Annotated in this window: 20 protein-coding genes; 14 read left to right on the plus strand and 6 right to left on the minus strand. The window is 64.5% G+C overall.

Annotated features, from left to right (window positions below; genetic code table 11):
• Window positions 1–6 precede the first annotated feature (6 nt).
• Window positions 7–879, minus strand: coding sequence for an SDR family NAD(P)-dependent oxidoreductase (locus NKH28_RS05905; protein ID WP_352978169.1), 873 nt, complete (start codon window positions 877–879; stop codon window positions 7–9).
• A gap of 128 nt (window positions 880–1,007) precedes the next feature.
• On the opposite strand from NKH28_RS05905, the gene NKH28_RS05910 reads away from it, so the two are divergent.
• Window positions 1,008–1,289 carry a hypothetical protein gene (locus NKH28_RS05910; RefSeq protein WP_352978171.1) on the plus strand — a complete coding sequence of 94 codons (282 nt, stop codon included), beginning with the start codon at window positions 1,008–1,010 and terminating at the stop codon, window positions 1,287–1,289.
• A gap of 7 nt (window positions 1,290–1,296) precedes the next feature.
• Here the strand turns inward: NKH28_RS05910 and NKH28_RS05915 are convergent, their stop codons facing one another.
• Window positions 1,297–1,872, minus strand: a complete 576-nt coding sequence (locus NKH28_RS05915; RefSeq protein ID WP_023676740.1) for a TMEM175 family protein — start codon at window positions 1,870–1,872, stop codon at window positions 1,297–1,299.
• Between the two features lie 177 nt (window positions 1,873–2,049).
• Between NKH28_RS05915 and NKH28_RS05920 the strand changes: the two genes are divergently transcribed.
• Window positions 2,050–3,237, plus strand: coding sequence for an MFS transporter (locus NKH28_RS05920; RefSeq protein WP_352978173.1), 1,188 nt, complete (start codon window positions 2,050–2,052; stop codon window positions 3,235–3,237).
• Window positions 3,238–3,246: 9 nt separating this feature from the next.
• Here the strand turns inward: NKH28_RS05920 and NKH28_RS05925 are convergent, their stop codons facing one another.
• Window positions 3,247–4,719: an MATE family efflux transporter gene (locus NKH28_RS05925; RefSeq protein WP_352978175.1), complete on the minus strand. Its 1,473-nt coding sequence runs from the start codon at window positions 4,717–4,719 to the stop codon at window positions 3,247–3,249.
• Window positions 4,720–4,910: 191 nt separating this feature from the next.
• Between NKH28_RS05925 and NKH28_RS05930 the strand changes: the two genes are divergently transcribed.
• A complete protein-coding gene (locus NKH28_RS05930; protein WP_352978177.1) occupies window positions 4,911–5,696 on the plus strand; it encodes a L,D-transpeptidase in 786 nt (261 codons plus the stop codon).
• A 146-nt stretch (window positions 5,697–5,842) separates the two neighbouring features.
• Here the strand turns inward: NKH28_RS05930 and NKH28_RS05935 are convergent, their stop codons facing one another.
• Window positions 5,843–7,321 carry an esterase-like activity of phytase family protein gene (locus NKH28_RS05935; RefSeq protein WP_352614300.1) on the minus strand — a complete coding sequence of 493 codons (1,479 nt, stop codon included), beginning with the start codon at window positions 7,319–7,321 and terminating at the stop codon, window positions 5,843–5,845.
• A 248-nt stretch (window positions 7,322–7,569) separates the two neighbouring features.
• Between NKH28_RS05935 and NKH28_RS05940 the strand changes: the two genes are divergently transcribed.
• Genes NKH28_RS05940 through NKH28_RS05965 form a run of 6 tightly spaced genes read left to right on the plus strand, consistent with a single transcriptional unit; the run spans window position 7,570 to window position 14,058 of the window.
• Window positions 7,570–8,559 (plus strand): TIM barrel protein, encoded by a 990-nt coding sequence (locus NKH28_RS05940; RefSeq protein WP_352978179.1) that lies wholly within the window; start codon window positions 7,570–7,572, stop codon window positions 8,557–8,559.
• Between the two features lie 42 nt (window positions 8,560–8,601).
• Window positions 8,602–9,660 carry a sugar ABC transporter substrate-binding protein gene (locus NKH28_RS05945; protein WP_352978180.1) on the plus strand — a complete coding sequence of 353 codons (1,059 nt, stop codon included), beginning with the start codon at window positions 8,602–8,604 and terminating at the stop codon, window positions 9,658–9,660.
• Between the two features lie 56 nt (window positions 9,661–9,716).
• A complete protein-coding gene (locus NKH28_RS05950; protein WP_352978182.1) occupies window positions 9,717–11,243 on the plus strand; it encodes a sugar ABC transporter ATP-binding protein in 1,527 nt (508 codons plus the stop codon).
• 16 nt (window positions 11,244–11,259) lie between these two features.
• Window positions 11,260–12,237, plus strand: coding sequence for an ABC transporter permease (locus NKH28_RS05955; RefSeq protein WP_352456543.1), 978 nt, complete (start codon window positions 11,260–11,262; stop codon window positions 12,235–12,237).
• On the plus strand, window positions 12,234–13,109 hold the full coding sequence (locus NKH28_RS05960) for a MurR/RpiR family transcriptional regulator (RefSeq protein WP_352978184.1): 876 nt from the start codon (window positions 12,234–12,236) through the stop codon (window positions 13,107–13,109). The genes NKH28_RS05955 and NKH28_RS05960 overlap by 4 nt, the downstream gene beginning before the upstream one ends.
• 31 nt (window positions 13,110–13,140) lie before the next feature.
• Window positions 13,141–14,058 carry a ribokinase gene (locus NKH28_RS05965; RefSeq protein ID WP_352978186.1) on the plus strand — a complete coding sequence of 306 codons (918 nt, stop codon included), beginning with the start codon at window positions 13,141–13,143 and terminating at the stop codon, window positions 14,056–14,058.
• 10 nt (window positions 14,059–14,068) lie between these two features.
• Here the strand turns inward: NKH28_RS05965 and NKH28_RS05970 are convergent, their stop codons facing one another.
• Window positions 14,069–15,094, minus strand: coding sequence for a LacI family DNA-binding transcriptional regulator (locus NKH28_RS05970; protein ID WP_352505621.1), 1,026 nt, complete (start codon window positions 15,092–15,094; stop codon window positions 14,069–14,071).
• A gap of 196 nt (window positions 15,095–15,290) precedes the next feature.
• Here NKH28_RS05970 and NKH28_RS05975 point away from each other — a divergent pair, with 196 nt between their 5' ends.
• The 5 genes from NKH28_RS05975 (at window position 15,291) to NKH28_RS05995 (ending at window position 20,339) form a co-directional block, all read left to right on the plus strand.
• Window positions 15,291–16,325, plus strand: a complete 1,035-nt coding sequence (locus tag NKH28_RS05975) for a Gfo/Idh/MocA family protein (RefSeq protein WP_352505622.1) — start codon at window positions 15,291–15,293, stop codon at window positions 16,323–16,325.
• Window positions 16,325–17,230 carry a sugar phosphate isomerase/epimerase family protein gene (locus NKH28_RS05980; RefSeq protein ID WP_352505670.1) on the plus strand — a complete coding sequence of 302 codons (906 nt, stop codon included), beginning with the start codon at window positions 16,325–16,327 and terminating at the stop codon, window positions 17,228–17,230. Before NKH28_RS05975 ends, NKH28_RS05980 begins: the two co-directional genes overlap by 1 nt.
• Before the next feature lie 165 nt (window positions 17,231–17,395).
• Window positions 17,396–18,409: a substrate-binding domain-containing protein gene (locus NKH28_RS05985; protein WP_023676725.1), complete on the plus strand. Its 1,014-nt coding sequence runs from the start codon at window positions 17,396–17,398 to the stop codon at window positions 18,407–18,409.
• Window positions 18,410–18,495: 86 nt separating this feature from the next.
• Window positions 18,496–19,293, plus strand: coding sequence for an ATP-binding cassette domain-containing protein (locus NKH28_RS05990; RefSeq protein ID WP_352505623.1), 798 nt, complete (start codon window positions 18,496–18,498; stop codon window positions 19,291–19,293).
• The gene (locus NKH28_RS05995) at window positions 19,290–20,339 is read left to right on the plus strand and encodes an ABC transporter permease (RefSeq protein WP_352978188.1); all 1,050 of its coding nucleotides are present in this window, start codon (window positions 19,290–19,292) and stop codon (window positions 20,337–20,339) included. The genes NKH28_RS05990 and NKH28_RS05995 overlap by 4 nt, the downstream gene beginning before the upstream one ends.
• Before the next feature lie 12 nt (window positions 20,340–20,351).
• Here the strand turns inward: NKH28_RS05995 and NKH28_RS06000 are convergent, their stop codons facing one another.
• A complete protein-coding gene (locus tag NKH28_RS06000; protein ID WP_352978190.1) occupies window positions 20,352–23,075 on the minus strand; it encodes an ATP-dependent helicase in 2,724 nt (907 codons plus the stop codon).
• Window positions 23,076–23,201: the final 126 nt, after the last annotated feature.

Consider the following 23,201-nt stretch of genomic DNA (forward strand, 5'->3'; position numbering starts at 1 on the left):
TCGGGATCATGCGCTGCGTGTCATGAATGCCGCGAAAGCATCCTTGTAGTCCGGATGCCAGCGCGACAGAGCAGGACGGTTCTCAATGATATCGCCAATTGCCCAGGCCATGCGCTTTTCGTCCATGGGCCGGGTCGCCTCGTTATCGGGACACAGGATGTAGAAATCGCCACGCAGCAGCGAGGCCAGCATGAAGTCGATGACCTGCTCGCCGGTCCAGGCGCCGGCCGGCTTTTCGGTGGCGCCTTCGGTCAGGCCGGTAAAAGTGAACCCGGGGATAAGCAGATGCGCCGCGACACTGGCGCCCGGCTCGTTGCGCAGCGCGTGTGCAAGGCCCTCGGTATAGGTCTTCACGCCAGCCTTGGAGACGTTGTAGGCGAGGTTGCCGGGCGGCGTGGTAATGCCTTGCTTGGAGCCGGTGTTGACGATCAGGCCGGGCTTTCCCGCCGCCAGCATGCGTGGCGCGAACGCCTCTACGCCATGCACGACACCCCAGAAATTGATGTCCAGCAGTCGCTTCCAGGCGTCACGGTTCTCCCAGGGCTTGCCGGGGTTGTTGCCGACGCCGGCATTGTTCATCAGCAGCGACACGTCGCCGAAAGTGCCGGATGTCCTTTCGGCGAGGCGGTCGAGCTCGTCGGCCTTCGAGACATCGGTGGCGACGGCAAGTACGGCGCTGTCGCCGGCGATGGCGACGACGGCGTGTCGGGCCTCATCGAGGCGTGCGCCGCCGATATCGGCCAGCACGATCTTCATGCCCATCGCCGCCAGCCGTTTGGCGGCGGCAAGGCCGATGCCGCTGGCCGCGCCGGTAATGACGGCGACATTGCCGGAGGCAAGTGCGGGCAGCGCGGTCTGGATCTCGGCGTCGGTGGTCATGATTTTCTCCTGTTCTGGCCGCGGCGAACTTAGCGCGGAAAGAGGCTCGCGCAAGCCGGTGCGGCATCTTCGGGTTGACCGCGTCGGCGGGCGCTGCGCATGCTGATATCGAAAAAGGAGACTGACGATTGACCGACTGGATCGAGATCCTGAAAGAACAGACCGCCACTGGCGACCAGATGAGCCGCGAGGTGCCACAAATGCTCGCCAATCCCGACATCAGCGAAGCGCAAGTGAAAACGCTGTTTTCGGCGCTCGAAAAACAGGCCGAATTCGTCGAAAAGCTGCGCATGGCGCTGGAAAAATTCGGCCATGATTTTTCAGTGATCAAGGCGGCCGAGCGGCTGGAGGAGCGCTACGCCGACCTTGCCGCTTCGGTAGCGGAAAAGCTGAAAGCAATGCGAGCCTAGACGGGGCCTATTTCTCGATCAGCCGCTCGAAGCGTCTGTCCGGCACGAACCAGATCATCGCCACCAGGACATAGATCGAGACACCGATCCAGTGATTGACGAAGGTCAGCGCGATGGCGGAAAGATAGAGGACCAGCGAGATCTTTCCCTTGAGGTCATTGCCCAACGCCCTGGCGAAAAGGGTCTCGTTGCCGTGCAGTCGATGCAGGGCCATGGTGAGGATGTTGAAGCCGATGGCGCAGAGCGCCAGGTCGACGCCATAGACGGCAACCGGCACCGGCGCGAAATGGTTCTCACCCATGAAGGCTGTCGTCGCCGGCATCAGCGATAGCCAGAACAGCAGGTTGAGGTTCGCCCACAGCACGCGGCCGTCGACCCGCTGCACGGTATGGAACATGTTGTGCAAATTGTTCCAGTAGATGCCGACATTGATAAAGGACAGCACATAGCTGAGGAATATCGGCCAGAGTGGCGCCAGCGCGGAAAAATCCTCGCCATGCGGCACCTTCAATTCCAGCACCATGATTGTGATGATGATGGCGACCACGCCATCGGTGAATGCCTCGACTCGTCCCTTGCCCATGAATCTCCCCTGACAATCCGCTGAAGTTAAAAGAGGATCTCGCTCAGCGCCATCGGCAAAGCTGCCAAACTTGTCAGGAGCAAGCCGGGGAGGGGGAACGGCTGACGCGAAAAAGGCGTTAGGATGTCAGATCCCGAACAGCAAAAGGTCGAAAAAATGACCGCTCACGCTCAAGTCATGACGCGAGATTACGAACTCGGCGGCCGCGCTGCAGCGGCCGCCGTGGCCGCCATGATTGCGGCTCTTTTCGCCGGCAGCACGGCGCTGACGCCGCTTTACATCATCTACATGCAGGTCTTCGGCTTCTCGCAGATCACTTTGACGCTGGTCTACGCCGTCTATGTCATCGGCAATCTGGCGGCGCTGCTGATGTTGGGGCGTGTGTCCGATGTCATCGGGCGCCGTCCAATGGCATTGGCCGGGATGGCGGTGGCCGTGGTCAGCGCGGTGGTTTTCCTGTTCGCCGAAAATGTCGCATGGCTCGACATCGCCCGAATTCTGAGCGGACTGGGAATCGGCGTCGGCGCGGGCACCGGCACCGCCTGGCTCGCCGAATTGCTCCCGACCGACGACAAGTCACAGGCGGCGACGATTGCCACCAGCACCAATTTTCTCGGCCTCGGCCTTGGTGCGCTGGGGGCCGGGTTGCTCGCCGAATACGCGCCTTGGCCGCTCAGGCTGACATTCGTCGTCTACCTGGCGATGCTCGCGACTGTAACCCTGCTGGTCTGGCGCACGCGGGAAACCGTTTCGCGGCCGGGGAAACTGGCTGACGTTTCGATGCGGCCGCGGCTTTCCGTACCCGATGACATCCGCGCAAGTTTCGTTGCGCCGGCGGTGACCGGCTTTGGCGCAATGGCGCTGGTCGGCTTTTATGCAGCACTCGCACCGAGCATTTTGGCGCAGCAGCTGCAGGTAACCAACCATGCCGAAGCCGGCGCTCTGTTCTTTGAATTGGCAATCGTGACGGCCGCCACCATTGTAGCGACGGCACGTCTTTCGAGCCGAGCCGCGATGTTCGCGGCGCTTGCGCTGATGATCCCAACCGTCGCGCTGATTGTTGCGGCGCAGGTCTTCGCCTCGATGGCCATAATGATTGCCGGGACCGCCTTGTGCGGCGTGGCGGCAGCGCTCGGCTATCGCGGCGGCTTGCAAGTGGTGAACGAGATCGCGCCGGCGGACCGGCGCGCCGAAGTCGTCTCGGCCTTCTTCATCTGCTGTTTTTGCGGCAACGCGCTGCCGGTCATCGGCATCGGCGTTCTGTCGACGGTGGCAGGTGCGACCGCGGCAAGCCTGGCCTTTGCCGGCATGATTGTCGTCTTTTCCCTGGTCGCTCTCGGGTTTGGCGCGAAATACGCGCGCTGAGCCGACCTTTCAGCCGTTCGGTGTCTCGGGCGAAAGGTGCGCGCGCTGGCGCGGTACGCCGAGGCCGGTATCCGGCGGTTCGCCGGCAGCCGGCCGGCTCTCGATCATGTGCAGGCTGCGCCAGCGGCCGAAGCGATAATAGGCCGCGGCCAGCACGAGCGAGGTTATAGAGCCAGCCGGAAAGCTCCACCACAGAGCTTCCTCGCCGATCACGCTTCGGAAGAAATAGGCGAAGCTGGTGCGCACCAGCAGCACCGAGATCACCAGGATGATCAGCGGGGGCATCACCGCGCCGGTGGCACGCACGGTGGCGAAGAGCACGATGGTGATGCCGAACAGGATGAAGGACCACGACGCGATCTTGTTGATGTGAGTGGCGATGTCGATTGCTGCACTGTCGCTGCCAAGGAAGAGGCTGAGCACCGCGCGATCGAATACGAACAGCAGCGCGACGAGCATCCCGGTGAGCACAAGGTTGAAGCCGACGCCGGAGGTGGCGATGCGTCCAATCCGGTCCCAGCGCCTGGCGCCGACATTTTGCGCCGCCATGGACGACACCGCGGCGCCGATGGCGAGCGCCGGCATCTGGATATAGGTCCAGAGCTGTGCGGCTATGCCGTAGGCAGCCGCGACCTGCGAGCCGTACGAGTTGACCATGCCCATCACCGTCAGCGCCGCGGCCGAAACGACGATCATCTGCAGGCCCATCGGCACGCCCTTGAAGACGACGATGCGCAGCAGCGCCGGGTCCGGCCGCAGCAGAGCGAGATTAGGGCCGGCCAGCCGCAGCGGGTGCTTGCGCGCATAAAGCACGATCAGGATGGCAACCACGCTTACCGTCTGGCCGATCAGCGTCGAGGTGGCCGAGCCGGCGATGCCGAGTTCGGGGAACGGGCCGATGCCGAGGATGAGCAACGGGTTCAAAACGACGTCGAGCACGACGGCCAGCGCCATGAACAGGAAAGGCGTGCGCGAATCGCCGGCGCCGCGCAGCACCGTCATGACGAAGGACAGCAGGTTCATCATCGGCACGGCGAGGAAGATGATGCGCAGATAGGAGCGCGCCAGCGGCAACGCGTCGGCCGGCGTGCCGAGCGCATCGAGGATCGCATCGACCCAGATCCAGCCGCAGACCGCGAACACCACCGAGACGAGGAAGAAGAAGGTGGCGCTGGTTCCGACGATGCGCCGGGCTTCGGGCAGGTCACGAGCGCCGACGGATTGTGCGACCAGGATGGTCGCCGCCATGCCGATGCCGAAGACGGTGCCGAGGATGAGAAACAGCACGAGGTTGGCATTGGACGTGGCGGTCAGCGCCGCTTCACCGAGGAAACGGCCGACCCACACGGCATTTATCGAGCCGTTGAGCGACTGCAGCACATTGGAGCCGAGCACCGGCAGGGCAAACAGCAACAGGGTGCGCGGGATAGGCCCACTGGTGAGGTCGCCGGTCTGCCGGCGCGGGGGCATGTTGTCGTCCATGGCAGGCAACTCGGCGAAGGCTTGTCTGAGTCCGCAATGATTGCCGATTTAACGGGAGAGGTCGATGCGGCGCTGTAAATTCCGCCTGGCGTGCCTTGATCTAAGCATTTCTCAACCTTCCGGAATCGTATATTGATCCCGCACGCGTGGGGCCGCATTTTCCTGGATCTCATGGGTAGGCCGGGGGGCTCATGTCCGATATTCCGTTGTTTTTTGAGCGCCTGAACCGGCGCGCCTTTCTTGGTGCATCCGCTCTGGGCGCGGCCTCCGTGGCTCTTTCGTCGTGCACTACGACGGACGTGGCGGCGCCGGTGCCCGCGGCACCAAGCGATCCGGCTTTCGGCGATGCCGCAAGCATGTATGGCGCGCGCATCGACGAGGGCTATCAACTGCCGGCAATCCCGGTAGCCAAGGTCGATCCGAAATTCGTGCGTCAAATCGTGGCCGACCCGACTGGAGAAAAACCCGGCACGATCGTCGTCGATACTTCCGAGCACTTCCTCTATTTGGTGCGCGACGGCGGCAAGGCAATTCGCTATGGCGTCAGCCTCGGCAAGGCCGGTTTCGGATGGACCGGCAGCGCCGTGGTTCAGGCGAGGAAGAAGTGGCCGGTCTGGACGCCGCCGCCGGAAATGATCCAACGCCGGCCGGAACTGGCGAAATACAAGGACGGCATGCCGCCCGGCCCGCAGAGCCCGCTTGGTGCCCGCGCGCTGTATCTCTTCCGTGACGGCAAGGACACGATGTATAGGCTGCACGGCACGCCGGAGTGGGATTCCATTGGGAAGAACGCTTCCTCCGGCTGTGTGCGCTTCATGAATCAGGACATTATCGACCTCTACAGCCGCGTCGACGGCGTCGCGCCGGTCTTCGTGCGCCCGAACCTGTCGGCCGCCGGGAAGATCGCCGCCGTGTCGAACAGGACGGCCGAGCGGATCGATGCCGGCGTGCCAAAGGACGCGGAGATGTTGAGGTAAGTGCCTTCGACTGGATCGTCAGTCGCAGGTTTTGCAACGCACCAGGACACCGTCCTTGCGCGGGCGAGCCGCAACTGAAGGGCACGACCGCTCAATCGCGCCAGCTCAGGCGGACGCGTTCCGCGCGTCCGCCTGTATGGGTGCCGCTACTTCTTGGCGAGGCCTGGGAGCGTGACCTGATAGACCAGGAACATGGTGTCGACATCGGCGCCATCCTCGGCCTTGTAGGCCGCGCCTACCTGGAAGCCGTCCTGCGTGAGGAAGTCATTGTCATTGGCGACGAACAGGAAATAGTCGTCGGGCAGTGTCGGATCGAGGACGCTCACCACCGACATCGCCTCCCACTTCTCCGAAAGGTTGTTGCGGTCGTTGGGCGCGCCATTGTGCAGCCCGAAGCGGCCGAGCTCGGTCTTGTCGTTGATGTCAATGAGCGGCGTCAGCTTGGCCGGCGTCACCGATGGATCGAGCTCACCCTTGGGCGCCAGCGGCTTGTCCTTGTCGAATTCTGTGCCGGCGACATCGGTTGCCGCAGACAGATCGACGACGCTGATCTCGCGGTGGAGCGAGGTGTCGCCCTTCAGCCCCTGGCCATTGCCGCTGTCGCGCGCCAGCATCAGGAAGGTCTTGTCCGACAGCGCCACGATTTCGCTCTGCGCGGCGATCTTGGTTTTGCCCTTGGCATCGGTGAACACCGGCAGCGGCACGACATATTCATGCGCGAGCTTGAGCTGGCCGGGATCCGAGGCATCGTAGACCAGCGCGCGCGTGTTCTGACGCGTCGAGGCGGAATCGCCGCCATCCTGCCTTGGGGCCGACTGCAGCACGGCAATCAGGAACTTCCCGTCCGGCGTCAGCGCCATGCCTTCGAGGCCCTGGTTGTTCTGACGGCCGGTTTCGGGATCCTTCGGATCCGGGTCTGCCGCGCCAAGTCCCGGATTGTTGGAAGCAAAGTTTGGCGTCCCGTGACGCATCGGGACAAGCGCCGCCGGCGGCTGCGTTGCCGACATCAGACGCCCATCGGCGGAGAAGCGGTAGATGTTCGGACCGTATTCGTCCGAGATGAACATCGTGCCGTCGGGCAGCCGTGCGATCGCTTCGTTATCGAGCGCGAGCTTGCCGTTGGCTTCGGGCAGGATCGGCATGTCGTCGGTCGCGGCACGCACGCCGTTGAGCGGATCGAGGCCGGTTGCGTCGGCGCCCTTGTCGTCGGTCAAAAGCATGGTGTCGGCAAGCGTCGCCTTGAGGCCCGATTGTTCCTGGCCGGTGGCCGGCACTGCACCCGGCGCGATCGGGGCGAACTCGAGGGCGATCGTGTTGAGGCGCGGGCGGTAATCGGTGGTACCGACGACATTGTAGCCGCGGTCCGGCAACAGCCATAACGAGCCCTTATAGCCATCGGCGCCATGTGTCCAGCCGGCAGCGTCGATCGACATGCCCGAGCCGGAGCCAAACGTCTCGCCGAACTTGTCCTTCTGGCTGGCCGGGATGCGGCCGACACCGACCAGGCCCTTGTTGACGAAGCCGACGCCGCCGACGGTCGCGGCGTTTTCTGCCAAGGCCGGGGTCAAGGCGGTGAACATCGCCAGCGCGACGGCGAGGGACGCGGTTCGGAGCAGGTTTTTCATGGATATCCTCTTTTGAGACAAAGCTGCCGGGATCTGAAAAAGCGCCGCGTGGCATCGAGGATGCCGCGAAAGCCTTCGGAGAAGCGATCTAGGACGCGAACATGATACTTGCGTGACAGTGCCGCGCTTGCTTGTCCCCCGTGGTCGCAACTGGCCTGGGTATGGCGAATTCGTCGTCGCCGAGCGAGCAATTAACAACTTTACAAATAATCGTTCTAATGTAAAGTTATGACAATGGAAGGTCCCCGATGACTGCCTATCGTTTCGCCACCCGCCTCAATTCCTTTGCCTCGCGGCCACAGTCCGAGTGGCCCGATCTTGTCGGCAAACCGTCCATGCTGCAAATGGCGGCACGTGCGGCGAAGGTTGCGGAGTTGACCGATCTCGACCTCAACTTCCCCGACCATGTCGATGAAAAGCCTCCGGAAATAGCGCGCAAACTCGGCGATATCGGGCTTTCCATCAATGGTTTCGCCATGCGCTACTATTCCAATCCGGCTTTCAAGCTCGGCGCCTTCACCAACCCGGATCCTGCCATTCGCCGCGAAGCCATCGACCTGACCAAGGCCGGCATCGACGCCACCCGCGAGGCGGGCGCCAGCCTGATGACCTTGTGGCTCGGGCAGGATGGCTTCGACTATGCCTTCCAGGTGGACTACGCAGCGCTCTGGCAACACGAAATCGATGGCATTCGTGAAGTTGCGGCGCATGATCCGGGCTGCCAAATCAGCCTTGAATACAAACCCAACGAGCCGCGCTCCTACAGCCTGATGCCAGATGCGGCGACTACATTGCTGGCGATCCGCGAGATCGGCCTGCCCAATCTCGGCGTGACGCTCGATTTCGCCCATGTGCTCTATGCCGACGAGCAGCCGGCCTTTGCCGCAGCACTCGTGGCGCGCCATAGCAAGCTGCTCGGCGTGCATCTCAACGACGGCTACGCCAAGCGCGACGACGGCCTGATGGTCGGCGCCGTGCACACGCTGCAAACGATCGAGCTGCTCAGGCAGATCCGTCGAGACGGCTATGCCGGCGCCATCTACTTCGACACGTTTCCCGATATGACCGGGCTCGACCCGATCCACGAATGCGAAGTCAACATCGCGACCGTCAAGCGCATGCTGCGCGTCGTCGATCGGCTGGACGGGGACAACCGCCTGTCAGCCGCCGTCGGCCGTCAGGACGCGATCGCCTCGCAGGCCATCATCCAGGAAGCCATGCTCGGGCCGGACAGCTGAAGCTCCGGCGCCATCACCGTTTTCAACCAGGGAGGAAAGACCATGAAATTTCTGCTTGCCACCGCTGCCGCTGCCCTGATGGCGCTGTCCATCGGCTCGGCTTTTTCCGCGGACCTCGCGCCGCTCAATTCCGACACCGAGAAGGATCGCATCGACTGGTCGCAGCTCGAGGCCAGGTTCGGTGCGTTCCCCAAGCTGCCCGAGGGTACCAAGGCGGGTGCGGTCTCAAAGACGCTGACCAATGAATACTGGCGCTCGCTGGGAGAGGGCTACAAGTCGTTCGGCGACCGCATCGGCGTGCCCGTCGTCTACCAGGCGGCGCAGAGCGAGGGCGACCAGCTCGGTCAGCTCACCATCGCCGAAGGCCTGGTCACACAGGGCTACAACGTGCTGCTCGTCTCGCCGCAGACCGACTCCAACCTGCAGCCGATCATGGAACAGGCCAAGGCGGCCAACGTGCCGGTGGTCAACGTCAATGATGCTGTTATTCCGCAGGCCGAGCATTATGTCGGTAATGTCCAGCGCGACAATGGCGTGCGCGTCGCCAAATGGTTCATCAAGAACCGGCCGGACGGCGGCAAGGTCGCCATCGTCGAAGGCCAGGCCGGCGTCTACGCCGCCGTCCAGCGTACCGACGGTTTCAAGACCACGATCACCGAGGCCGGCAAGTTCGACGTCGTCGCCAGCGTCCCCGGTAACTGGGATCGCCAGACCTCCTACGACGCGGCCACCAACATCCTGCAACAGCACCCCGACCTGATCGGCTTCTATGCCAACAATGACGGCATGGCGCTGGGCATCGTCGAGGCGGTCAAGGCTGCCGGGCTGCAGGACAAGGTTGCGGTCTTCGGCACCGACGGCATCTCCGACGCCTATGCCTCGATCCGCGCCGGCGAGCTGACCGGCACCGTCGATTCATTCCCGGTGCTGACCGGCGAGGTGGCGCTGGAATCTGCGCTGCGGCTGGTGGCCGGGCAGAAGCTGCCGCGCGTCGTTGCCACGCCGCAGGCGCTGATCACCAAGGACAATGCCGACCGTTACTCCGGCGGCGGCGATGCCGTGCGCAAGGCGCTGCTCGAGGACGCGGCAGCGGGCCAGTAGAGCAGGGCCGGCAGGTGCCGGCCTTGGGTCGGCACCTTGCCTGGAGAACCGAAGCAATGTCAGCGCGGCTGCAATTCGAGGGCATTTCCAAAGAGTTTCCGGCTGTGCGGGCGCTGAGCGAAGTGTCGTTTTCGGTCGGCGCCGGCGAGATCCATGGCCTGCTCGGTGAAAACGGCGCCGGCAAATCGACGCTGCTGCGCATACTGTCAGGCGTCTACCGACCGACGGCGGGAAGCGTGCTGATCGACGGCAAGCCGGTGATGCTGAACAATCCGGTCGCCGCACGCGCAGCCGGCGTGGCGATGATCCATCAGGAATTACAGCAGGTGCCACGCCTCAGCGTCGCCCAGAACATGTTCCTCGGCCATCCGTTGACGCGCGGCGGCGTCTTCGTCGCACGGCGCGAGCAGGAGAGCCGCGCTGCGGAAGCGCTGGCCGCCATCGACCCGACCATCGATCCGGCAGCCCCGCTTGGCAGCCTGAAGGTGGCGCAGCGGCAGATCGTCGAGATCGCGCGGGCGCTGCTCGACCGCGCCAGGATCGTGGCGATGGACGAGCCGACGTCGAGCCTCACGCCGAGCGAGTTCGAACGGCTGGCGGAAGTTATTGCCGGTCTGGCACGCGACGGTGTCGCCGTCGTCTATGTCTCGCACAAGCTGGACGAGGTGTTCGGCATCTGCCAGCGCGCAACCATCATGCGCGACGGCGTTGTGGTCGAAACCGTCGATCTCGCGCAGGTGTCGGAAAAGGCCGTCGTTTCGATGATGGTCGGCCGCGAGCTTGCCCAGGAACAACACCGCTCGCATGCTTCTCCCGAGATCAGGCTGAGCGTGCGTGGCCTCGCCTCGGCAACCAAGGTCCGTGACGTTTCGTTCGACCTGCATCGCGGCGAGGTGCTGGGCGTTGCCGGCCTGGTCGGCTCGGGCCGCACCGAACTGCTGCGGCTGCTGGCCGGCGCCGACCGGGCCTCATCAGGCGCAATAGAGATCGACGGCGCGGCGGTAAAGCTTTCCAGTCCGCGCGACGCGATCGCGGCCGGCATCGGTCTGGTGCCGGAGGAGCGCAAGCGCGAAGGCATCGTGCCGTTGCGGTCGATCTCCAGCAACATGGCGCTGGCCTCGATGGGCGTGTTCGCGCCGCGCGGCGTCATCGATCACAAAAAGCTGAAACGGGCCGCGGCCGAGAAGATGAAGCGGGTCAATCTCAGGCCGTTCCTGCTCGACCGGCCGATCCGCCTGTTCAGCGGCGGCAACCAGCAGAAAGCGATCATCGGCCGCTGGCTGGCGGCGGGAACGCGGATCCTTCTGTTCGACGAGCCGACGCGCGGCATCGATGTCGGCGCCAAGGCGGAGATCTACCACCTGATCGAGGAGCTCGCCGCCGAAGGCCATTCGGTAATCGTCGTGTCGTCCGAACTCCCCGAGGTGATCCGGCTCGCCGACCGCGTGCTGGTCATGCGCGACGGCACGGTCGCCGCCGAACTGGGCCGCGCAAGTCTCAGCGAACAGGCGATCGCCGCGCACGCCATACCCCAAACGGAGATTGAGGCCGGCAAGGCGCAAGGCCATCGGGCCGGTGCATAACGGACAGGACCAGCGGATGACCGATATAACTCAACACACAGCAGCGCGCCCAAGGGCAGATTTCCTGCACCGGTTTTCCGTGCGCGACGCCGGCACGCTGATCGGCCTGGTGGTGATCCTTGCCGTCTTCGGGGCGCTGGTCCCCGGCTTCTTTGCCGAGCGCAACCTGATCAACATCCTGCAGCAATCGAGCATCAATGCGTGCCTGGCGTTGGGCATGACGCTGGTCATCATCTCGGGCGGCATCGACCTGTCCGTCGGGCCGACGGCAGCCCTTTCGGCGGTCATCTCGGCCTCGATGCTGGTTGCCGGTGTGCCGTTTCCGCTGGCCATCGCCGCCGGCTTCGCCATCGGCCTCGCCTGCGGACTGCTCAACGGCGTGCTGGTTGCCTATGTCGGGCTGCAGCCCTTCATCGTCACGCTGGGAACGCTCAGCACCTACCGGGCGCTGGCGCTGATCTATACCGGCGGCAATCCGGTGCTCGGCCTGCCTGCCGGCTTCCGTGCCATCTTCAACGGCTCGCTGTTCGGATTGCCGTTGGCGGTCATCATCGTGGCCGTGGTCGCGCTGATTGCCTGGATCATCCTCAAGAAGACGCCGTTTGGCGAATATCTGCTCGCCGTCGGCGGCAATGAGGAGGCGGCCTACATAGCCGGCGTGCCGATCGCCCGCACCAAGATCGCCGCCTATATGATCTCGGGCCTGCTGGCAGCGCTTGCAGCGCAGATCCTGATCGGCCGGCTGGGTGCGGCCGAACCCATTCTGGGCAATCTCTGGGAGCTCGACGCCATAGCAGCGGCGGCGATTGGCGGTGCCTCGCTGATGGGCGGCAAGGGCAGCGTCGTCGGCACCATCCTGGGTGCCGTCATCCTTGGCAGCATGCGCAACGGCCTGACGCTGATGAACGTGCAGTCCTTCTATCAGCTCCTGGCAACTGGCCTTATAATCCTCGCCGCGATGCTTATCGATCGCGTGACGAGGGGACGTGGATGACCTTGACCGGGCTGGACCTGAAAGCAGTAGGACCGCGCATTCGCATGATGATGCCGCATCTGACGCCGCTCGAGGCGAAGGTGGTTGAAACCGTCTTCGGACGGCGCGGCTTCGACGAGACCATACCGCTCAAGCAGATCGCCGAGGAGGCCGGTGTGTCGGAGGCGATGGTGGTCAAGATCGCCAAGAAGCTGGGTTTTTCCGGCTATCGCGACTTTCGCACGGCGGTCTATGAATACAGCCGCCTGCCGACCGCCGAGATGCATCAGGAGCTGTCGGTGGACGACAGTTCGGCCGAGATCGTGCAGAAGGTGTTCCGCACCTCCATCCAGGCGCTGGAGGAGACGCTGGCCATCCTCGACATCGACGATTTCGACCGTGCCGCCGATCTGCTTTACCGCGCCAGGAACCGCGATTTCTACGGCGTCGGCGGCTCGGCGCAGATCGCACGCGACGTTTCGCACAAATTCCTGCGCATCGGCATCCGCACCTCTGTCTACGACGATTCGCACCTGATGCTGATGTCGGCCTCGCTGCTCGGCGCCGACGACATCGCCGTCGGCTTCTCGCATTCCGGCAACACGAGCGCCGTCATCGACGCCATCCAACTTGCGCGCAAAAGCGGCGCGCGCACGCTGGCTATCACCAACTATGACAACTCGCCATTGGCAGCCGTCGCCGACATCGTGCTCTGCTCGACCGCGCAAGGCTCGCCGTTGATGGGTGAGAACGCGGCGGCGCGCATTGCCCAGCTCAACATTCTCGACGCGCTGTTCGTGGCGGTCGCGCAACGCGACTACCAGGCGGCGGAGCGCAATCTCGGCCGCACCATGTCTGCGGTGACGTCGAAACGGAAAGACAAGAACTCATGAAAGGCAAGCGGCTCATGAAGGTCTGGGGCACATGACGGCTCCCCCGCCGCTGGTGACCGTATTCGGCAGCCTGCATTACGACATCATGGTCGAAGCCCCCGATCGCCCACGCAAGGGCGAAACGGTCACCGGCCATGCCTGGCATCCGAAATGCGGCGGCAAGGGCGGCAACCAGGCGGTGTCGGCAGCGCGGGCCGGCGTGCGTGCGGCGATGATCGGAGCTGTCGGCGACGATGATTTCGGCCGCGCGCTTCTCGACAATCTTGATCGCAACGGCGTCGACCAGCGCTTCGTGGGAGTGGCTTCGGGCGCCGGCTCGGGCATGAGCGTAGCGATTTTCGACGACAGCGGCGACTATGGCGCGGTGATCGTCTCGGGCAGCAATCTCACTCTCGGCGAAAAGGACATTATTGAGGCGGCCGAGTTGATCGCGCAAACGGCGGTTCTGCTGCTGCAAAACGAGGTACCGGAAGCCGCCAACATTGCCGCGGCGCGAGCGGTGAAGGCGCATGGCGGCCGGGTCGTTCTCAATGCGGCGCCGGCGCGAAAGCTGACAGCCGAACTGATCGCGCTGACCGACATCGTCATCGTCAACGCCATCGAGGCGGAGTTCCTGGCCGGCGTTCCGGTCGTCGACACGCTCGAGGGTGCTGCGAAGGCGGCCGGCATACTCGTCGGTTCCTATCCGGCTGCAATCGTCACGGCCGGCGGCGAGGGCGTTGCCTATCGCGACCGCGACGGCCAGGCATTCGCCTTGCCGGCGATGCCGGTGGAGGTGGTCAGCACCCACGGTGCCGGTGATGAATTCGTCGGCGCCTTTGCGGCGTGGCTTGCGCGTGGAGAGCCCGTCGAGGCGGCACTTGGCGCCGCCAACGCCGCCGCTGCCTCGCTGGTCGCAACGCCGGAGCGCGAGCGCGGGGGTCTTGATCAATCTGAGCCTGCTCAGTGAGCGCCGCGATTCAATCGCTGTCGCGCGCGATCAGTTCCAGCGGCCAGACTTCACGGATGATGCGTGCGCCTTCGGCGCCGGCGTAAGCCGGGATCGATGCCAGCAGCATTTCGGCCAACCGCTCGCCCATCGGCTCGAGCGCCGGGCGGAAGCCGGTCAGCGCCGGCGAAAAATAGCGGCAGAGCGGGGTGTCGACGATGACGATCACCGCAACGTCGTGGCCGGGCCTGATGCCCGCCTCGGCCAGAGCCTTGCAGCCGCCAAGCGCCATCGCGTCGTTGTTGAAGATGATGGCCGTCGGCGGGTCCTTGGAGTGCATGACCTTCGGCATCACCGCGTAGCCGCCGGCCTCGTTGATGAAGCCGTCGGCGATCAACTCGGGGTCGAATTCGATGCCGTGCCGCCGCAACGCCTTGCGATAGCCGGCGAGGAACAGATAGCCGAAATTGAGGTCGAGCGACGGGCGGATGGCGGCGATGCGGCGGTGACCGCGCGCGACGAGACGATCGACCGCGTCAGCCCCGGCTTTTTCGAAATCGAGGTCGAGCGAGGGATAGGCATCGCCGCCGGAGCGGCTGCGGCCGAGCGTCGCGAACGGGAAACCGGCCTGGGTCAAATAGTCGATGCGCTCGTCCTCGCGCCGCGTCCAGGCCAGCACCACGGCATCGGCCCGCCGCGTCTCGACGACACGGCGCAGGCGCTCCTGCTGGTAGTCGCCCGGCGCGCCCATCACTACGATCAGGTCGAGGCCGCTTTCGGCGAGCTTGGCCTGCAACCCGGTCAGGAACGGAATGAAGAACGGCTCGCCATATTCCTGGTCGCCCGGATGAGGCTGCAGCATGAAGGCGATCGAATGGGTGGCGCCGCGCCGCAGGCTGCGGCCGGACTGGTTCGGCGAATAATTCAGCTTCTTGGCCGCATCGAGCACGCGCTGGCGTGTGTCGGCATTGACGTCGGCGCGGCCGTTGAGCGCGCGCGACACCGTGCCGATCGAAATATTCAGGTGACGCGCAAGGTCGTGAATGCTGGACGCCAAAGGACAGTTCTCCCCCTTGCTTGGCTAGCACCGGCTGCTCTCCGGGCCAAGCCGACGCCACGATTTTTCACAGCCGGCCAATTGACATTCTACGCCATCGGGTGTGTTCTCGTAAACGTTTACGGAAGAACGTTTGCGGCTCTGCCGTGAACGCCGTGACGATCGGTCTGGAGGGGCCGAGAGGGAGGAGTGCTGGATGATCAATGTCGTCCTGGTCGGCTGCGGCGCGATGAGCAAGGCCTGGCTCGATGCGGCCAAGCAGATCGACGGGCTCGCCATTGTCGGCCTGGTTGATCTCGACGCCGAAAGGGCGCGGGCAAGGGCGCGCGAATACGAGCTTTCCGGCGCCGTCATCGGAACTGAGCTCGACGCCGTGCTCGACCAGACCAGGCCCGACGCGGTATTCGACGTCGTGGTTCCCGCCGCCCGCCGCGAGGTCGCGCTTTCCGCCTTTGCCCACCATTGCCATCTCTTGACCGAAAAGCCGCTGGCCGACAGCCCGGACAATGCGCGTGCCATTGTCGAGGCGGCCCGCAGCGCCGGCCGCATCCATGCCGTCGTGCAGAACCGCCGCTATGTCGCCAATGTCAGGCGCATCCGGCGCTTTCTCGATTCCGGCGCCATTGGTGCGCCAACCAGCATCCACGCCGATTTCTTCGTTGCGCCGCATTTCGGCGGTTTTCGCGAAGAGATGCGCCATGTGCTGCTGCTCGATATGGCGATCCACACATTCGATGCAGCCCGCTACATGGTGGCCGGCGAACCGGCCGGCGTCTATTGCCAGGAGTGGGAGCCGGCCAACTCCTGGTATCGGCAAGGGTCGTCGGCAGCCGCAAGCTTCAACCTCGGCGGCGGCAAGCTGTTCACCTATGCCGGCAGTTGGTGCGCGGCCGGCTTCCGTACAAGCTGGGACAGTACATGGCGGATCGTCGCCGAGCGCGGCAGCATTGTCTGGGACGGCGCGGACGGATTGAAGGCGGAAGTCGTGCGGCCGGTCCGTGAAGGCCTGTTCGACCGCACCGAACCGATAGCCGTGCCGCCGCTCGACCCGGCAGATCGCGTCGGCGGCCATCTCGGCATCATCCAGGATTTCGTCCGCGCCGTCGAAACCGGCACCGAGCCGGAGACGCGCGGCGCCGACAACATCAAGAGCCTGGCCATGGTTTTCGCTGCGATCGAGAGCGCCGAAACCGGGCGCCGGGTCGCTATCGCTCAACAGGAGGGGTCATGATGCCAAACCCGCTGCTCGACATCAGGATCGGCACCATGGTGCGTGCGAACCTCGACGACCCGGCCGCCTATGTCAGGCAGATCCTGCCGCTCGGCTTCGAGAGCATCCAGCCGTTCTTCTGGCAGACGCTGGGCGGCAAGGACATTCCGCGGCTGGCGGGCGAGATCCGCGAGGCGATCGGCGATGCCGATGTCATCGTCTCGTCGATCGGCGTGTTCGGCAATCCGCTGGAGAGCGGCGAGATCGATCGCGGCGTGCTCGAGGCGTGGGAAACGATCATCGACAACGCGCATCGGTTCGGCACCAACATGGTCAGCGGCTTCACCGGCCGCATCCGCGGCAAGCCGCTGCCCGACAGCCTGCCGCGCTTCCGCGAGGTCTGGGGGCCGCTCGCCAAGCGGGCCGCCGACAAGGGCGTGCGCATCGCCTTCGAGAACTGCGCCATGGACGGCAACTGGGCCAGCGGCGACTGGAACATCGCCCACAATCCGGACGCCTGGGAGCTGATATTCAACGAATTGCCAAACGACAATCTCGGCCTGGAGTGGGAGCCCTGCCACCAGCTGGTCTATCTGATCGATCCGATCCCGCAGATCCGCAAATGGGCGCAGCGTATCTTCCACGTCCACGGCAAGGACGCGACGGTGCGCTGGGACGTGATCCGCGAACATGGCGTGTTCGGCCGCCTGCCGTTCGTGCAGATGCGCACCCCTGGCTTCGGCGACAGCGACTGGACGCGGGTGATCAGCGAGCTGCGGCTGGCCGGCTACAAGGGCGCCATCGACATCGAGGGCTGGCACGACCCGGTCTATCGCGGCGATCTCGAGATCACCGGCCAGGCGCGGGCACTGGATTATCTCCAACAATGCCGGGGAGGCGCGAGCTACCTGCCGAACCCGGTGTGAGGCTAATGCATGTCGCGCAAAAGTGCCCAGCGGTTTTGCGATAACGACATGCATAAAAACAGGACAAGCCGGCGGGAGGTGCCGGCCAGCGAAAGATTGCGGCGCAATGCCGAAGCGATCGTCAAAACCCCTCGGCTAGCGAGGGAACAAAGGGAGGATAAGTGCATGAGCATTACGATGAGAAGGACAGTTCTGCGCTCGACCGTCGCGGCGGCCGCGATGGCGCTCGCCGCCGCACTCTCGACCTTGCCGGCGCAGGCGCTCGATGCCCAGTGGTGTAAGGATGTCCATATCCGTTTCTTCGTCGGCGGCGCCGAGGGCGATGCCTTCGGCACGATCGTCTATAATGGCGCGAAGCAGGCGGCGGCCGATCTCGGGCCGAAGGTCGACTACATCTTTTCCCAGTGGGATGTCGAGAAGATGGTGCAGCAATTGCGCGAGGCTGTCGCGGTCAAGCCCCAAGGCATCGCCATGATGGGCCACCCGGGCGACGCCGCGATCATGCCGCTGGCCGAACAGGCGCACAAGGACGGCATCAAGATGATGTACCAGAACGTGCCGGTGCCGACGGTCACGGCGGCGTTCGGCGGCGGCTATGTCGGTGCCCAGCAGGAGCAGCAGGGCCGCGCGCTTGGTGCCGAGGCGGTCAAGCTGGCCGGGCTCAAGGCCGGCGACAAGGCAATCATGATCGGCCCGTTCGAGAACGAGAGCCGCGGCGCGCGCGAACGCGGCACTGTCGCTGCCCTCAAGGAAGCGGGCGTCGAGGTCATACAGCTCTCCTCGCCGCCAAGCGGCGAATGGGCTTCCGACCCCAATCTGGCCCTTCCGGTGATCACCGCGGCACTGCTCAACAATCCCGACGTCAAGGCGGTTGGCTATCCCGGCGGACAGATGCTGGGCAACGTCCCGACTTACATGCAGGCGGCGGGCAGGAAGCCGGGCGATATCTTCAACTTCGGCTTCGACACCAGCCCGCAGATCGTCGAGGGCTTCAAGGGCGGCTGGGTGCAGCTGACGGCCGACCAGCAGCCGTTCCTGCAGGGCTATCTGCCGATCCTCAGCCTCTGCCAGCAGGTTGTGCTGGGTCTCGCACCGATGAATGTCGATACCGGCGCCGGCTTCGTCACGCCGCAGAATTACGAGATCGTCGCCGAGCTCGCCAAGCAGGCGCTGCGCTGACCTCCCAAGCCGTCGGCCGGGATCGAGCCCGGCCGGCGGGACCGCCGGCGAAAAGGCCGGCACGCGACAATCAAGCGAGGATCGCCATGGCCGAACGCATCATCGAACTGCGCGACATCACCAAGTCCTACGGCCAGGTCTATGCGCTGGGCGGGGTCAATCTCAGCGTCGATCGCGGCGAGGTGGTCGGCCTGATCGGCGACAATGGCGCCGGCAAGTCGACGCTGATCAAGATCCTGTCCGGCGTGGTCAAACCGACCAGCGGCGAGATTCTCGTCCGCGGCAAGCCGGTGACCGGATGGAGCCCTGCGCGCTCGCGCGACGCCGGTATCGAAACGGTGTTCCAGGACCGGGCGCTCGCCGTGCAGCAGACGATCGTACGCAATATCTTCATGGGCCGCGAACTCACCGGCTGGCTTGGCTGGCTGAAGGTCAACAAGGAGATCGCGGAGGCGAGCCGGCTGATGCGCGAGATCGGCTTCACCTCGAAAGTGTTCACGCCACAGTCGATCGTCGGCCAGCTCTCGGGCGGCGAACGGCAGGGCGTGGCGATCGCGCGGGCCATCTATAAGAAGGCGGAGCTGATAGTCCTCGACGAACCGACGACCGCGCTATCGCTGACCGAGACCGCCAAGGTCTTCCACTTCGTGCGCCAGGTGCGGGCGAGCGGTCGCTCGATCCTGTTCATCGGCCACAACATCCACCACGTCTTCGATATCGCCGATCGCTTCGTGGTGCTGGACCGCGGCAAGGTCGCGCTCACCGCCGACCGCAGCGAGGTCAAATCGGCCGAGGATCTGATCAATTTCATGGAAGACGTCGCCCACCCCAGCGGATTGCCGGGGTTGCACGACGCGGGCGATGCAGGGAGGGCGGCACGATGAGCAAGACCATGGAACCCGATCTGCAGAGCCCCCTCGGCGGCACGCATAATGAGGCCGCCGGGAAAGAGTGGAGACACCCGTCCGACAATTGGCTGCGCGGGTTCATCCTCGACAACCGCGCCGCGCTCGGCACGCTTGCCGTGTTCATCGTCATGATGGCGGTGTTCATGATCGCCAACCCGATCGTGTTCACCAACTGGAATCTCTACAGTTCCGTGCTGACCACGCTGCCGGTGGCGTTGTTCGTGGTGGTGCCGCTGGTCTTCGTCGTCACTTGCGGCGAGATCGACCTGTCGTTTCCGGCGACAATGGGCTTTGCCTCATGGGTCTTCGCGCTGGTCGTGCAGGCCGGCTACGACCCGTTCCTCGGCATCGCCGCCGCAATCGTCACCGGCATGCTGCTCGGCTTCCTGGTCGGCTCGCTGGTCGTCTATGGCGGGCTGTCGTCGCTGATCGCCACGCTCGGCATGAATTTCCTGCTGCGCGGCCTGATCCAGATCATCAACGAGGGCAGGTCGACGGCGCTGACCGGCCTTGCCGACAGCTGGGCCTACAAGATCTTCTCCAGCCAGCTTTACGGCATTCCGGTGCAGATCTTCTGGGCCATCGGCTTCGTCGTGCTGTCGGCTCTGCTTTACAACCGCCATCGCTTCGGCGCGCAGGTCAAGGTGGTCGGCGACAATCCCGACAGCGCCCAGCAGATGGGTATCGACGTCAAGCGCGTGCGGGTAAAAGTGTTCGTCTTCGTCGGCATCGGGGCTGCGATCGCCGGCACCTTCTCGGTGATGATCAACTTCACCTGGTGGCCGACGGCGGGGGACGGATACCTGCTGCCGGTGCTGGCATCGGTGTTCGTTGGCGGCACCCCGACCTGGGGCGGCATCGGCACTGTTGTCGGCGGCGCGATCGGCGCGGTCACCGTCTCGTTCATCCAGACCGGCGTGGTGGCGGCAGGCCTGAGCGGCTTCTATGTCCAGTTCTTCAACGGCCTGATCATCATCCTGTCGCTGCTCGGCCACAAGTGGAACCAGGCGCGGTATCGCTAGCGCCCGGCGGCCTCACACCCCCGTCACAAACCCGTCCAGCACGCGTTTCTGGCCGGCTTTGTCGAAGTCGATGGTCAGCTTGTTGCCTTCGATGGCCGAGATGTTGCCGTTGCCGAATTTCTGGTGGAAGACGCGGTCGCCGACGCTGAAGGGGGACGGCGTGTGGGCGACGGATTTGGCGACCAGCTCGCCGTCGATGGTGCGCCCCTTGACCGAGGTGCGACCGGCGCCGTAGCCGGAGTCGGTTTCGCCATAGCCGATGCGGTCGACCTGGTGACCGGAGCGCGTGCCCCAATTGCGGTCGGTCGCCTCGGTGCGGTTGGCTTGGGCGCGCTGCCAGCCCGGTGTCGCATAGGTGCTGGAGAAAGCGCCGGATTTTTCAGCGCCGTTATTGCCGCCAATGTTGTCGAAGCGCGATGCCCCATAAGGGTTCTGCCTGCCTGCACTTTGGCCTCCACGACCGGAGGCGAACGAGCCGCCGCCATAGGCATTGCCGTAGCCGCCGTAGGAGTTGCCGCTCTCGGAAACTTCGACATGGGCTTCCGGCAGCTCGTCGATGAAGCGTGACGAGATGGTCGATTGCCAGAGGCCGTGGATGCGGCGGTTGGAGACGAACCAGATGTGCAGGTTCTTCTTGGCGCGGGTCAGCCCGACATAGGCGAGGCGGCGTTCCTCCTCCAGCCCTGAGCGGCCGCCCTCGTCGAGGGAACGCTGGTGCGGGAACAGCCCTTCTTCCCAGCCGGGCAGGAACACGGTTTCGAATTCGAGGCCCTTGGCCGAATGCAGCGTCATGATGTTGACCGCGTCGAGCTCGGCATTCTGCTCGGCGTCCATGACGAGTGCTACATGTTCGAGGAAGGAGCGCAGCGATTCATACTCCTCCATGGAGCGGATCAGTTCCTTCAGGTTTTCCAACCGTCCCGGTGCTTCGACCGAGCGGTCGTTCTTCCACATATCGGTGTAGCCGCTCTCCTCAAGAATGGTCTCGGCGAGCTCGGTGTGCGGGGTGGTTTCCAGCGCCTTCTGCCAGCGCTCGAAATTGGCCGCGACCTCACGAAGTGCGGCGCGTGGCTTCGGCTTCAGCTCGTCGCTCTCGGCGAGTTTTGCCGCCGCCTCCAGCATCGGGATGCGCAGCGCCCGTGCGGTGTCGTGGATCTGGCGGATGGTGGCCTCGCCAAGGCCGCGCTTCGGCACGTTGACGATGCGCTCGAAGGCGAGGTCGTCGGCGCCTTGTGCGACGACGCGGAAGAAGGCCAACGCATCGCGGATTTCGAGGCGCTCGTAGAAGCGCGGGCCGCCGATGACGCGGTAGTTGAGGCCGAGCGTGACGAAGCGGTCCTCGAATTCGCGCATCTGGAAGGACGCGCGGACGAGGATCGCCATGTCGTTGAGATTGTGCTTCTGGCGCTGATAAGCCTCGATGGTCTCGCCGACGGCGCGGGCCTCCTCTTCGGAATCCCAGGCGGCGTGGACATGCACCTTCTCGTCGTCCTCGGCGATCTTTTCGGTGAACAGCGTCTTGCCGAAGCGGCCCTCATTGTGGGCGATGAGGTGGGAGGCGGTGCCGAGGATGTGCGCGGTCGAGCGATAGTTGCGCTCCAGCCGGATGATGGTGGCGCCGGGAAAATCCTTGTCGAAGCGCAGGATGTTGTCGACCTCGGCGCCGCGCCAGCCATAGATCGACTGGTCGTCGTCGCCGACGCAGCAGATATTTACGGTGGACAGGCGCGGGCTTCCCTCCCCCTTGAGGGGAGGGTGGCCGGGCGAAGCCCGGTCGGGTGGGGTCCGTGCGGCAGTGCTCGACCTACCGGCGGCAGTGCTCGACGCTCTAGCGGTGCCTTCTGCGGCAACCCCCTCCGCCCGCTTCGCGGGCACCTCCCCCTCAAGGGGGGAGGATTGCGGCCGCTGCGCCAAGAGCCGCAGCCACATGTACTGGGCGGTGTTGGTGTCCTGATATTCGTCGACGAGGATGTAGCGGAAGCGCTTGTGGTATTCCTTCAGCACGTCCGGATTGGCGCGGAAGATGCGGATCGGATGGCACAGGAGATCGCCGAAGTCGCAAGCGTTCAGCGTTTTCAGCCGCTCCTGATAGGCCTTGTAGAGCTCGCGGCCCTTGCCGTTGGCGAAGGCACGGGCATCGCCCTCGGGGATGTCGGCGGGACCGAGGCCCTTGTTCTTCCAGCCGTCGATCATCTGGGCGAACTGCTTGGCCGGCCAGCGCTTGTCGTCCAGCCCTTCGGCCTGGATAAGCTGCTTGATCAGGCGCACCACGTCGTCGGTGTCGAGAATGGTGAAGTCGGATTTGAGCCCGGCCAGCTCGGCATGTCTGCGCAGCAGCTTCACTCCAATCGAGTGGAAGGTGCCGAGCCACGGCATGCCCTCGACATTGCCTTCGCCGATCAACAGGCCGATGCGCTGCTTCATCTCGCGCGCCGCCTTGTTGGTGAAGGTGACGGCGAGGATCTGCGAGGGGAAAGCCTTGCCGGTGGCAAGGATGTGGGCGATGCGGGTGGTCAGGACGCGCGTTTTGCCGGTGCCGGCGCCGGCCAGCACCAGCACCGGGCCTTCGGTGGTTTCCACCGCCAGCCGCTGCTCGGGGTTGAGGCCGTTGAGATAATCGGGCGCGTTGTTCTGGTTGCTGCGGGCAGCCATGGCGCGCGCGGCAATGCCCGACGGGGCCACGGGCCGCGCGTTCGGTTCGTCAAAAAAGGGCATGTCTTCCGAAAAGCCGGACATCTCTCCCCGAATGTAGTGATTCGGCAGCGAAAGGCCAGAAGTGTCTCCGTTTTGTTCTCTGTCCAGTCGTAGACTCACAATCTGAATGGGTCCGCTAACCAAAACGCCGGGCTTGCAATGGGCCGG

Source organism: Mesorhizobium sp. M1227 (assembly GCF_040318315.1).
In the GTDB taxonomy this organism is placed as follows: domain Bacteria; phylum Pseudomonadota; class Alphaproteobacteria; order Rhizobiales; family Rhizobiaceae; genus Mesorhizobium.